At 36.9% G+C, this 12,915-nt stretch carries 9 protein-coding genes; 8 read left to right on the top strand and 1 reads right to left on the bottom strand.

What is annotated here, in order from left to right; all coding sequences use genetic code 11:
• Positions 1 to 44: 44 nt before the first annotated feature.
• Positions 45 to 1,544, top strand: coding sequence for an IMP dehydrogenase (gene guaB, locus ACFIMA_RS03995; protein ID WP_375632274.1), 1,500 nt, complete (start codon positions 45 to 47; stop codon positions 1,542 to 1,544).
• Between the two features lie 179 nt (positions 1,545 to 1,723).
• On the opposite strand, the gene ACFIMA_RS03990 is transcribed toward guaB, so the two are convergent.
• Positions 1,724 to 1,870, bottom strand: coding sequence for a hypothetical protein (locus tag ACFIMA_RS03990; protein WP_273722522.1), 147 nt, complete (start codon positions 1,868 to 1,870; stop codon positions 1,724 to 1,726).
• 466 nt (positions 1,871 to 2,336) lie between these two features.
• Between ACFIMA_RS03990 and ACFIMA_RS03985 the strand changes: the two genes are divergently transcribed.
• The 7 genes from ACFIMA_RS03985 to ACFIMA_RS03955 all read left to right on the top strand — a co-directional run bounded on the left by ACFIMA_RS03985 (position 2,337) and on the right by ACFIMA_RS03955 (position 11,395).
• Entirely contained in the window at positions 2,337 to 3,623 is a 1,287-nt protein-coding gene (locus ACFIMA_RS03985; RefSeq protein WP_375627664.1) for an RsmB/NOP family class I SAM-dependent RNA methyltransferase, read from the top strand.
• 132 nt (positions 3,624 to 3,755) lie between these two features.
• Entirely contained in the window at positions 3,756 to 5,312 is a 1,557-nt protein-coding gene (gene guaA, locus ACFIMA_RS03980; RefSeq protein WP_375693118.1) for a glutamine-hydrolyzing GMP synthase, read from the top strand.
• Positions 5,313 to 5,481: 169 nt separating this feature from the next.
• Entirely contained in the window at positions 5,482 to 6,204 is a 723-nt protein-coding gene (locus tag ACFIMA_RS03975) for a glycerophosphodiester phosphodiesterase (RefSeq protein ID WP_375652497.1), read from the top strand.
• A gap of 965 nt (positions 6,205 to 7,169) precedes the next feature.
• Positions 7,170 to 8,504 carry a sn-glycerol-3-phosphate ABC transporter substrate-binding protein UgpB gene (gene ugpB / locus ACFIMA_RS03970; protein WP_375618067.1) on the top strand — a complete coding sequence of 445 codons (1,335 nt, stop codon included), beginning with the start codon at positions 7,170 to 7,172 and terminating at the stop codon, positions 8,502 to 8,504.
• Positions 8,505 to 8,599: 95 nt separating this feature from the next.
• The gene (gene ugpA / locus ACFIMA_RS03965) at positions 8,600 to 9,484 is read left to right on the top strand and encodes a sn-glycerol-3-phosphate ABC transporter permease UgpA (protein WP_375627662.1); all 885 of its coding nucleotides are present in this window, start codon (positions 8,600 to 8,602) and stop codon (positions 9,482 to 9,484) included.
• A gap of 10 nt (positions 9,485 to 9,494) precedes the next feature.
• Positions 9,495 to 10,346: a sn-glycerol-3-phosphate ABC transporter permease UgpE gene (gene ugpE, locus ACFIMA_RS03960; RefSeq protein ID WP_375613289.1), complete on the top strand. Its 852-nt coding sequence runs from the start codon at positions 9,495 to 9,497 to the stop codon at positions 10,344 to 10,346.
• A gap of 2 nt (positions 10,347 to 10,348) precedes the next feature.
• Positions 10,349 to 11,395, top strand: a complete 1,047-nt coding sequence (locus ACFIMA_RS03955; RefSeq protein WP_375613290.1) for a sn-glycerol-3-phosphate import ATP-binding protein UgpC — start codon at positions 10,349 to 10,351, stop codon at positions 11,393 to 11,395.
• Positions 11,396 to 12,915: the final 1,520 nt, after the last annotated feature.

Raw genomic sequence — 12,915 nt, 5'->3', positions numbered from 1 at the left:
TTTTAAAGCTTCTTGCGGTGTTTTATTATAAAAGGAATTTTGATATGGCAAAGATTGTTGAAACGGGGACAGGTGCATTGGCACTGACTTTTGATGATGTACTTTTACAACCCGGTCATTCTCTTGTTATGCCTAGTCAAGTGGATCTCAGTACGCGCATTGCAGCGGATATTAAGCTCAATTTGCCATTGCTTTCTGCGGCAATGGATACGGTAACAGAATCGCGTTTGGCAATTGCTATGGCTCAAGCTGGTGGTCTTGGGGTTATTCATCGTAATATGTCTCCTGCAGAGCAGGCAGAAGAAGTTCGTCAAGTAAAAAAGTTTGAATCTGGTATGGTTGTTAATCCAGTCACCATTGGACCAGATGCAACACTTGAAGAAGCAAAATCTTTGATGCGCTCTCATGGTATTTCCGGTATTCCGGTTGTTGAAAATGGTGCTAAAGGTGAAACTGCTGGACGGCTTGTTGGCATTTTGACAAATAGGGATGTGCGTTTTGCATCGGATCCTAAACAAAAAATTTATGAATTAATGACGCATGAAAATTTAATCACAGTGCGTGAAAATGTTCAACTCAATGAAGCGAAGTATCTTTTACACTATCATCGTATTGAAAAATTATTAGTTGTGGATGAACAGAATCGTTGTGTCGGACTGATAACAGTTAAGGATATTGAAAAAGCAAAATTAAATCCAAACGCTGCCAAAGATTCACAAGGTCGCTTGCGTGTTGCAGCTGCAAGTAGTGTAGGGAACGATGGGTTTGAGCGGGCTGAACGATTAATTGATGCAGGCGTTGATATTCTAGTAATTGATACTGCACATGGACATTCTCAGCGTGTATTAGACACTGTTGAGCGTATTAAAAAAATGACGTTTTCTCCAGCTATTATTGCTGGTAATGTGGCGACTGCTCAAGCAACACAGGCTTTGATTGACAGTGGTGCGGATGCTATAAAAGTTGGGATTGGTCCTGGTTCTATTTGCACAACGCGAATTGTTGCAGGTGTTGGTGTTCCTCAGCTTGCAGCCATTATGAATGCTGCAGAAGTTGCTGAAAAAGTGGGCATTCCCGTTATTGCTGATGGGGGGATAAAAGCTTCGGGTGATTTTGCTAAAGCCTTAGCAGGTGGGGCTTGTGCTGCTATGATTGGCTCTCTTTTAGCGGGTACAGAAGAAAGTCCTGGCGAAGTTTATCTTTACCAAGGACGATCCTTTAAAGCTTATCGCGGCATGGGATCTGTTGGTGCTATGGCACGAGGATCGGCAGATCGCTATTTTCAAGATGATGTTCGTGATGAACTTAAGTTGGTTCCTGAAGGTGTGGAGGGGCAGGTGGCTTATAAAGGTCCTATAGCATCAGTTCTACATCAGCTTGCTGGTGGACTTCGTGCTTCGATGGGGTATGTTGGAGCAAAAGATCTCGTAGAGTTTCGTGAAAAAGCAACGTTTGTACGTATTACGAATGCGGGACTCCATGAAAGTCATACGCATGATGTTTCTATCACACGAGAGAGTCCAAATTATCGTGGGCCAGTTTAAAGATACAAGAGCCTAATATCATATTGCATAAATATAAAATTTTCCGAGAACAAGAAAGAGAGACTGCGCTTTTTTCTGTTTGTAATTTGGTGTAATAATCCCAAAAAGGAAAGAATTAGAGGTTAAAACTCTAATTCTTTCTGTTAAGACTATATGAAATAAGTTATATAAAATTAGAATTAACTTTTTGTTGTCTTCCGTCCAGTCTTTGACGCACGTTGGCGAGTGTTTGTCTGATCACTTTGGACGGATTTCTTTCCGTTGTTTGAGGGCATTGTATTATGACGGCTTTTAGACGAAGTTGTTTTTCCATTATTATAAGTCATTATTTTCTCCTTTAAAATTGTCTGGCAGTTGCCATTAGAGTAAAAACGGTCATGCCAAATAGTGGTTCCAAGCATTTTCTAAAAAGTTAATTTTTTGTTGAACGTAAGATGAGCTTGTTTAATTTTATGAGAAGATTTTTTCTATTGTTCAGACAATCCTCGTAAACTTTATTTTACGCCAATAAATTAAAGAGTTTGTTTTTTTCGTAATGCATGGCGGAAATAAGTTTTTTATGGATGGCTACGTATCTTTTAGTATAAGAGGTAGAAGGATAAAAAACGAATGGGCAGAAGATGAAAGGAAAAATTTAGATACTCTAAATTGGATCTTATAAAAAAGTATGATCAGATCGTTTTAAGATTGAATGTAAATTTTTTATGGCGTTGAGAAGGTTTCATTGGCAAGAAGGCGATAATATTATTTTTTAGATGATTTAAAATTTTATTATTTTAATGGGAGAAATGAATGCGATTAGGTGGGCGTTTGCAAGCAGCAATAGATGTTCTCACAGAGATAGAAATGAAGCATCGCCCAGTAGGAGAAGCTTTAAAGGATTGGGGTCTTTCTCATCGCTTTGCTGGAGCAGGTGATCGTGCAGCTATTGGTACAATCGTTTATGATGTTTTAAGACGACGTTATTCTTTACAATGGCGTATGGAGAGTGATGATATCCGAGATATCGTTTTTGGTGCCTTATTAGATTCTGGAAAAATGACGCTGGAGCAAATTGACGGTGAGTTGACAGAAGATCGGTTTGCACCGCAGTTATTAGGGGCTAAACAGCGTAAATCGTGGCAAGGTCAGCAATTAGTGGATGCTCCAGACTATATTCGTGGTGATATTCCGCAATGGTGTCAAGCGCATCTGCGTCCTTTATTTGGTGATAATTGGATCACTGAAGCGGCTGCGTTAGCAACGCGTCCTTCTTTAGACCTACGGGTAAATAACCTAAAGGCAACACCAGAAAAGGTGCTGAAAGAATTAGCAAAAACCAAACTTAAATCTTTTCCATGGTTTGGGCAAGCTTTAAGAATTGCACCGATTGAAAAGTTTAATCGTCATCCCAATGTTCAAGTGGAACCAGCTTTTCAAAAAGGACACTTTGAAATACAGGATTTAGGATCTCAAATTGTTGCTCACCTTGTGGAAGCGCAAGAGAGCATGCAGGTATTAGATTATTGTGCAGGTGCTGGGGGCAAAACATTAGCTTTAGCTTCCGATATGAACAATCGTGGGCAAATTTATGCTTATGATTCCGATAAAGCGCGCTTAGCTCCTATTTTTGATCGTCTTCGACGCGCTGGTGTTCGTAATGTACAAACACGAGCACAAAAAGAAGAATTGAAGCCATTAATAGGCCAGATGGATAGAGTTCTACTAGATGCACCATGTAGTGGAACAGGAACATGGCGTCGTCGTCCAGATGCGAAATGGCGTTTAACATTAGAACAAGTGAAACAACGCCAAACAGAACAGAGGGATATTTTGAATGAAGCGATAGCTTATCTTAAGCCAAATGGGCGCTTAATCTATATTACCTGTTCTCTTTTTACAGATGAAAATGAGGAACAAATTTCCCATTTCCTTCAACAACATTCTCATTTTTCTCCAATAGATATGCCAGCGCTTTGGCAGAAACATTTTAGTTTTTCTCCTGTGCAACCAGTTTTTTCAAATTATGGACTTACTTTGTCGCCAGCCACAACACAAACAGATGGGTTCTTTTTATCTGTGTTGCAAAAAAAACATTGATCCATATTCTTACACTTTTTATCATAAACTTTACGAGAATAATCTTTTTCTTAAGAAAACAGGCTTGTGAAAAGAGAAAGATTAAATCATAACTCTCATGAGTTTTCTTTTACAATTGTTGATTGGTTTTCTATGAGCATATCACATCCAGACACTGTTCTTATTATTGACTTTGGTTCACAAGTTACACAACTTATTGCACGACGGGTACGAGCAATGGGGGTATATTGTGAAATTGCTCCTTTTCAATTGGCTTTAGAAGCTGTGCGCCGCATAAATCCTAAAGCTATTATTTTATCAGGGAGTCCTTATTCCGTTATTGATGAGGGCTCTCCGCGTGCTCCAATGGAAATTTTTGAGGCGGGTGTTCCGATTTTGGGTATTTGCTATGGTGAACAAGTCATGTGTGTTCAGCTTGGAGGAAAGGTTGAAGCTGGACATGAGCGTGAATTTGGGCGTGCTTTTTTGGAAGTTCAAGAAGAGAGTGCCCTTTTTGATGGAGTGTGGGAAAAAGGTTCTCGTTATCAAGTATGGATGAGCCATGGTGACCGTGTGGCAGCTTTACCAGAAGGTTTTCGTGTCATAGGAACCTCAAAAGGAGCTCCCTATGCGGCTATTGCTGATGAGAAAAGATATTTTTATGCGGTACAGTTTCATCCTGAAGTTATCCATACACCGGATGGTACAAAACTTTTGCAAAATTTTGTTCATAAGATCTCTGCTATTAAAGGCAATTGGTCAATGGCTTCTTATCGTGAGCAGGCAATTGCTACGATACGACAAAAAGTTGGGAAAAGTCGTGTGATTTGTGGTCTTTCAGGGGGAGTGGATTCATCTGTTGTAGCGGTACTCCTTCATGAAGCTATAGGAGATCAACTGACATGTATTTTGGTAGACCATGGGCTGATGCGCAAGAATGAAGCTGAAGAAGTTCTCACGCTCTTTCGTGATCATTATAATATAGAGCTTATTCACGTTAATGCTGCTGATGTGTTTCTTAATGCTTTAAAAGGTGAGACAGATCCAGAAAAAAAACGCAAAACAATTGGTCGCCTTTTTATTGAAGTTTTTGAAGAAGAAACGAAAAAAATAGGAGGTGCAGAGTTTTTAGCACAAGGAACACTTTATCCAGATGTTATTGAGAGTGTGTCTGCTATTGGTGAAACGGTAACCATTAAAAGCCATCATAATGTGGGGGGGCTACCAGAACAGATGAAGATGAAACTTGTAGAACCGTTACGTGAGCTCTTTAAGGATGAGGTTCGCTCGCTAGGACGAGAGTTAGGGCTACCGGAGCAGTTTATTGGTCGCCATCCTTTTCCAGGTCCCGGCCTTGCAATTCGGTGTCCAGGTGCTGTAACACGTGAAAAATTAGAAATTTTACGCGAAGCAGATGCTATTTATCTTGAGGAAATCCGTAAGGCCGGTCTTTATGATGAAATTTGGCAAGCTTTTGCTGTTCTTCTTCCAGTTCAAACTGTTGGTGTTATGGGGGATGGTCGCACTTATGAATTTGTTTGTGCTCTTCGCGCCGTCACATCTGTAGATGGAATGACTGCTGATTTTTATCCTTATGATATGGCGTTTTTAAGTAAGACAGCAGCACGTATTATTAACGAAGTTAGAGGGATTAATCGTGTTGTATATGATGTAACCTCAAAGCCTCCTAGTACTATTGAATGGGAATAATTAAAATGAAGGATAAGTCTTTTAAGAATAAAATATGACTGAGGGTTTGATATTCGAAAAGTGTAGAAAAAATCATTTAAAAATGATTGTGTATTTTCATATGATATAAGCTTTTATCTGGCAATCTGTACGTCAATATCGTTTAAAATTGAGAAGTGTGGGATTTTGCATGTCTGAGAAAAAAGTTGTTGCACACCGTGGAGGAGCTCATCTTTATCCTGAAAATACCCTTTCGGCATTTAATAATGCTATAGCGTTAGGTGTTGATGAAGTTGAATGCGACGTTCATTTGCTAAAAAGCGGTGAAGTGGTTGTCTTTCACGACTTCCGTCTAGACCAATTGGTTGGAAAAAAGGGGTATATTCACGACATTGATAATGAAACACGCAAACAACTCTGCATAAAAGGAAGCCAAGAAGCACCTCCCTTATTAGAAGAAGTGCTTGATCTTTTAGCACCAACGAATGTTGCGTTGCATCTTGAAATCAAAACATGTGGTGAAGTGGAGCGTGAAACAATATTATCCCAAAAAGCGCTTGCACTAATAAAAAGCCGAAATTTATCAGAACGGGTTTCTGCAATTAGTTTTGATCCTTTTATCCTTCGTCCTTTTATTGAAGCAGGAATACCATCTGGTCCATGTGTTGATAATTTCGAAGGTGATATGTACCGTCATTTTTCTGAATGGAAGCAATTAGGTTATTCTGATCTAAGTTTAGATGGCTCTATTGTTTCACAGAACTTTATTGAATCAGCTCTTGAGGCTGGTTTTACTGTAGGGGTATGGACAATTAATGGAAAAGCTCGGTTATCATATTGGCTTGATATGCCTGTACATTATATTACGACAGATCAACCTGATCTCGCATTGCAATTGTGTGCACAAAGGTAAAAATACATCAACACAAAAGGAACTATATATCTTCATAAAGTTAGCGTAATGAAAGAAGAAAAATTATCTAATATACGACAATAATACATTGATTTATAATCATAATTAATATTTTATTCATGTGAGTAAGAGACCTTAATACGTAAGATTCTCTTATTTCAAATATTTTTACAATGAATCAATCAAAATCATTCGTTTGTACATTACAAGCAGGGTTGGTGTGTGGATAAAAAATGATTGAGAAAAGAATAAAAATATTCATTTAACGTATTTTAAATGCAAGATTTGTTGAAGCATTAGGATCGCACATGATGATGTCGTTTTGTACTTTTATGAAGTGTAAAAATGATGGCATACAAAAAGTCTTATATACTTTAATGGAGAGGCTTTAGGGCTTATTTTATAGGTGCTATCATGAAATGTAGATGTATTGAAAGATTTTTTAACAGCATGGAAATTGGTTATACAGTGTCATTTTGTTTTGCGTGAGGGGTGTGATCTTGTTACAGGGAAAGAGACTATTAAGCGCTTCAAAATGATTTTCTTAATTTTAAGAAAATTCTATTTGTCTCTTCTTTAAATTCAGTAGCAACATCGTGTTAAAGTTATAAGCCGAAAGTTATAAGACAAATAATAAAAGAATAAACAATTCTTTTTAAAAAAGTAAATCCAGATATTAAAATAGTCATTGAAATGATATTTACGATCTATATCTTTTTACCAAGTGACTTTTCTTATTTAAGCCATCTCACTTTTTTCAGATAGTTACAAACGCGTATTTCGTGAATACATAAGAAAGCTTATAAAAGAAAATAAATAAATTTAAACAAATTCATTTGACCTTTAGGTGGTTCCTGTTTAAATGAGAGAATATGTTTCTGAAATAAAACTGTCATAGCATGTTCATGTGTAATACTATAAATTTAGGGGTAGTTTGTATTCCATCACTTCAGAAAGGGTGAAGCATGAGTCGTTTTTATCTTTCCATAGCGGCCACGGTTGCTATCATAATGTCCACAGCGGGGATGACAGAAAGTTTTGCACAGACAAAAATCAGCTTTTGGCATTCTATGAGTGGTGAATTAGGAAAGCAAACTGAAAGTCTCATTAACGATTTTAATGCAAGTCAATCTGAGTATAAAGTTGTTTCTTCATTTCGCGGTGAATATGAAGAGGGATTGATTTCACTCATTGCAGCATTTCGTGGAAAGAAACAGCCAGTACTTGCTCAAATTTATGACGTTGGTACTGGAACTATGATGGCTGCAAAAGGCGCAATCTACCCATTTTATCAACTTATGGCTGATACAAAACAAGAATTTGATCCTACAGATTATTTCCCTGCTATTAGTGGTTATTACTCCGATGAACAGGGACGTATTGTCTCTATGCCATTTAATATTTCAACACCCATCCTTTATTATAACAAAGATATCTTTAAAAAAGCAGGGCTTGATCCAGAACAGCCTCCTAGAACGTGGCAAGATATAGAAAACTTTTCCAAGAAAATTCTTGAGACTAAAGCGGCAACTTGTGGTTTTACAATGGCTTATGCCGCTCAATGGATTGGTATAGAAAATTTTTCAGCGTTGCATAATGTTCCTTTTGGAACGAAGGAAAATGGCTTTAAAGGACTTGATTCAGAACTTACATTTAATGGACCTTTACAAGTGCGTATGTGGACTGACCTGAAAAAGTGGTCTGATCAAGGTATTTTCCGTTATGGTGGTCCAGCAGGTGCATTAGATTCAACACCAATGTTTATGGCACAAAATTGTGCAATTTTTATGCAATCTTCAGGATCACATGCTGGAATTGTTTCTGAAGCTCAGTTTAATGTGGGGGTTGGTATGCTACCGTACTATAAGGATACAGAAGGAGCACCACAAAATTCAGTTATTGGGGGAGCTTCTATTTGGGCGTTTAAGGGCCATACTCCAAAGGAATATGCTGGGGCAGCCGCTTTTCTTAAATTTCTTTCAAAAACAGAAAATCAAGCAAAATGGCATCAGGAAACAGGTTATCTCCCAACCACAAAAGCGACTTATGAATTGAGCAAAAAACAACATTTCTATGAAAAAACGCCAGGTGCGGATATAGCTATCAAACAGATTAATCTTAATCCACCAACAGTTAACTCAAAAGGGATAAGATTTGGTAATTTACCACAAATTCGTGCCATTCTTGATCAAGAGTTGGAAGCTGTTCTTAGTGGTTCAAAAACGCCGAAAGATGGTTTAGATGAGACCGTTGAACGTGGAAATAAACTCTTGCGTGAATTTGAAAGATCTAATCATTAATTTCGTTTTATTGTTAAACATTAAAGACTCAACAAAAACGGTTGAGTCCTTTTTGTTTACTTTTTTAAAGTCTCTACATTTAAAGAGCCCTATGAATGCAAGAAAAACATGCATATTTTAAAAATAGTCTACTTTCTTACGGACTGCTTTTTCCTCAGCTTCTTGTGACTTTTTTGTTTTTCTTTTGGCCTGCTGCTCAAGCAATAAAATCATCTTTTGAGCGTGAAGACCCTTTTGGCTTTACAACAACCTTTATTGGTTTTGAGAATTATCTAACCGTTCTTTCTGATCCTACTTATCGGCAATCGCTTTTTACAACCGCAGTATTTTCCATCTCAGTTACTGTCGCTTCAATGACAATATCACTTCTCTTAGCTGTCTGTGTTGATCGTGTCATACGTGCAAAAAAGGCTTATACAATGCTTTTGCTCTGGCCCTATGCTGTTGCTCCAGTATTGGCAGGTATATTGTGGCTGTTTATCTTTCATCCTACCATCGGAATTATCCCTTTTTTTCTCGAGAAAATAGGGGTGCTATGGAATTATCGTATTAATGGCACTCAAGCAATGATTCTTATTGTCATTGCGGCTAGTTGGAAACAAATTTCTTACAATTTTCTCTTTTTTCTTACAGGTCTTCAGTCTGTTCCGCGTTCTCAAATAGAAGCAGCCGCCATTGATGGTGCTGGTCCCTTTAAACGATTTTGGACAGTGGTTTTCCCGCAAATTTCACCAACGACGTTTTTCCTTCTTATTGTCAATGTTAATTATGTTATGTTTGATACTTTTGGTATTATTGATAATACAACTTCTGGAGGTCCTGCGCGTGCAACGAGCATCCTCGTCTATAAAGTATATGACGATGGCTTTAGAAATCAAATAATCGGTGCATCAGCTGCACAATCAACAATATTGATGTTGATGGTTATTGTCTTAACGTTTATCCAGTTTCGCTGGATTGAGCGCCGTGTACAATATTAGGAAACAAATTATGGTTGAAAATCGCCCTGTTTTGAAATTTCTAACCCATATTATTCTCATTGTTGGTATTATCATTATTTGCTTTCCAGTTTATGTTGCTATCATTGCATCAACTCATAGTTCAGCAGCATTTAACTCAGGAACACTTCCTCTTTTGCCTGGGAAATATGCTCTGGAAAATTATAAAACAATCTTTGGTGATGGCCTTGCACAGCTGGGTTTGCCCAACCTCTGGCCACTCTTAATGAATTCATTCATTATGGCTCTTGGGATTAGCGTTGGAAAAATTATTATTTCACTTTTGTCTGCTTATGCAATTATTTACATGCGCTTTCCCTTCCGAAAAACTGCTTTTGTTCTTATTTTTGTTACATTGATGCTCCCTGTCGAAGTTCGTATTCTTCCAACCTATGAGATTGTTGCAAAATTGGGGATGGTCAACACCTATAGTGGAATGATTATTCCACTTATTGCATCTGCGACCGCTACATTTTTATTTCGCCAGTTTTTTTTGACTGTTCCAGATGAACTCTTAGAGGCGGCACGTGTTGATGGTGCAGGTCCAGTTAAATTTTTTAAGGATATTCTTCTTCCTCTTAGTAAAAGCAATATTGCTGCTTTATTTATCATTATGTTCATTTATGGATGGATACAATATCTCTGGCCTCTTATCATCACAACGGATCAAAATCATCAAACGATCCTTATTATTTTAAAACAGCTTATTGTCGAATCACTTCAACATGATCCTCAATGGAATATACTCATGGCAGTATCGGTTGTTGCCATGGTTCCCCCTGTTCTTGTTGTTATCTTCATGCAGCGGCTTTTTATCAAAGGCCTTATTGAAACGGAGAAGTAATTGTGGCCATAATCCAGTTATCAAATATAAAAAAACAGTATGACAACGGCATTCTGGTCATTGATGATTTAAACTTAACTGTTGCCGATAAAGAACTTCTTGTTCTTGTCGGTCCTTCAGGGTGCGGAAAATCGACCTTATTACGTATTATAGCAGGACTTGAACAAGTTACCTCAGGTGAATTATGCATTGATAACGAATGTATCAATGATCGTGAACCAGCTGATCGTGATATCGCTATGGTTTTTCAAAATTATGCCCTTTATCCCCATATGACAGTTCGTGGAAATTTAGAATATGGTCTTAAAAATCGTAAAACTCCTAAAGAAGAAATTAAAAAACGTATCGCACATGCTGCAAAGCTTTTGGAGATAGAACCATTTCTTGATCGTAAACCACGACAATTATCAGGAGGACAACGTCAGCGTGTTGCAATGGGGCGTGTGATTGTACGTCAACCCCGTGTTTTTCTCTTTGATGAACCTCTTTCAAATCTTGATGCAAAATTACGGGCGCAAATGTGTATTGAAATAAAAACACTACAGCGTTCATTAGGAACAACGAGCCTCTATGTTACCCATGATCAACTAGAAGCTATGACATTAGCTGATAGAATAGTCGTTTTGAATAAAGGAGCTATCGAGCAAATTGGAACACCAATGGAAATTTACGATACTCCAGCAACAACATTTGTTGCTGATTTTATTGGTTCTCCTCCTATGAATTTTCTTGATCGCTATGTCTTAGAACAACATTTAGGGCATTCATTTTCTTATGGTGAAGAAACTGATCTTTTAGCATTCAGACCTGAAATAATCTTATTGGGCGAACATCCAGATAAAGGGCCTGTCTTTCACACAAAAATTGAGCTTATCAAGCTTATTGGAACAGGTTGCCATGTTTTAACGCGTTGGAATGGTATCATCTTTACGATTGAAATAAAAGAACGCTTGACACACGACTATGGTCAAAAACTAAGTTTCACTGTTGCTCATCAGAATTTTCATACTTTTAATAAAAACACAGGAAAGCGCACAAATAATAAGTAAGCATTAATTGATGTGATACGACTCTCTTTTATGCTGCGTCATGATAATGGTGTGTTTTGACTTGCTCAATTACATTTACAAACTCAGGTTGTAACCGATGGGATTAAAAACAAAATTTTAACAGTTTTGGTAATGATCTATTGTCCCATAGCGCTGAGAATGTCAAAACATTTATATGAAGAAATTTTGCATTTTCACGGTCTGTAAGAAGAATATAATTTTCAAACATCATTTTCATTATAAAAAAATATCAATATAGAATAAATCTTTATTAACCATATTTTTACTCATTTATAATTTTGTTATAAAAAACAACATATTATAATATGTTTCTTGATGTAATAATTTATGTGTATTATAAAAGCAAATGAGAGAAATAGAGAGAAAAAATGAGTTACAGATAAGGAAGGATGCGCCCCATATCTGAGCTTTGATCCCTAACATAAGAAGTCTATTTGATGCACAAAATACGACGCTGTTCTAAATAATCTCTACGAGAATAGGCGCATTCTATTTTACCGCTGGCCATATGATCTAAAATAGTTTCAGAGCTCCTATAAGAAGCATTTGTTTTTTTTTACCAATCACATAAATTAGAGAGAAACCTATGCGCGCATGCTGCAAGTTTATTTTTTCTCATGTAAATCACTATGCAATTCTCAGCAAGGGTATCTGATAAGTTGCAAAAAATCACTGAGAGATAGAAGGCGTGCTTGTTTTAGAATTTTCATTACTTTTAGCGATAAAAGCAGATGAAACACATCTGTAACATCTCATCGATCTTTTCTATATTCTTGAGTTAAAAATTGCCTGTAGATCATCCTCAAACAGATCTTTATGAATATAACATAAGGGATCGATGCGAACATCTATAAGAATCAGCAGAGACAAAGACAATTATATTATTGTTTTACAAAGCATTTTATAAAAGCTGGTATATTTTTTCAATATATTGCCAGTCTATTAATGGTTTTATGATATTACTTTCTTATAAAGCGCGTGCTTTTTGTTGCTTATAAATCAACCTAAACTTTATACAGCAGTATGTTTGAGAAAAATATGAAGACGGTTCGGTGTTGTATTCAGTTTTTGTATGCCAGAGTAGAATAAGTTTATCTGCTTGTGTAATTTCTAAAATGAGGAGACAGCTTAATTTAGGCAGAATATGAAAGCATCAAATAAAAAATAGATTTTATCTTTAGCATCATCTTTTAATTTAGCATTGCAATTTTCAAAAACATCTAAGCCAATGTCTCTTACATAATGGCGATTAAGCATTGCCGAACACATTTTTTTACATTCTTTGAATAAAATTGCATCTCTCATACAAAACAGAATACCTAAACAGAAGGCTGTTGGGTTGCCAATTTACGCACTTTTTTTAAAAAATATTTTGCAAGGTTGTTCCAACTATTTTTTCACGCAGTCGTTTATAAGTAGTATAACATAAAATCCATTGTGTATCGCCATCTTTATGCTTATAAAAATGCAAGCTGGGGCCATTATCATACTCTCTTTCA

Origin of the sequence: Bartonella sp. AP88HLJMH (assembly GCF_042195605.1) — a bacterium.
Classification (GTDB): domain Bacteria; phylum Pseudomonadota; class Alphaproteobacteria; order Rhizobiales; family Rhizobiaceae; genus Bartonella.
Note: the sequence above shows the minus strand (reverse complement) of the source record. Positions and strands in the feature narration are given on the sequence as shown.

Bases quoted from the DNA above. Each gene is read 5' to 3' on its own strand.
- guaB (WP_375632274.1), top strand. From the start codon at position 45: ATGGCAAAGATTGTTGAAACGGGGACAGGTGCATTGGCACTGACTTTT.
- ACFIMA_RS03990 (WP_273722522.1), bottom strand. From the start codon at position 1,870: ATGACTTATAATAATGGAAAAACAACTTCGTCTAAAAGCCGTCATAAT.
- ACFIMA_RS03985 (WP_375627664.1), top strand. From the start codon at position 2,337: ATGCGATTAGGTGGGCGTTTGCAAGCAGCAATAGATGTTCTCACAGAG.
- guaA (WP_375693118.1), top strand. From the start codon at position 3,756: ATGAGCATATCACATCCAGACACTGTTCTTATTATTGACTTTGGTTCA.
- ACFIMA_RS03975 (WP_375652497.1), top strand. From the start codon at position 5,482: ATGTCTGAGAAAAAAGTTGTTGCACACCGTGGAGGAGCTCATCTTTAT.
- ugpB (WP_375618067.1), top strand. From the start codon at position 7,170: ATGAGTCGTTTTTATCTTTCCATAGCGGCCACGGTTGCTATCATAATG.
- ugpA (WP_375627662.1), top strand. From the start codon at position 8,600: ATGCAAGAAAAACATGCATATTTTAAAAATAGTCTACTTTCTTACGGA.
- ugpE (WP_375613289.1), top strand. From the start codon at position 9,495: ATGGTTGAAAATCGCCCTGTTTTGAAATTTCTAACCCATATTATTCTC.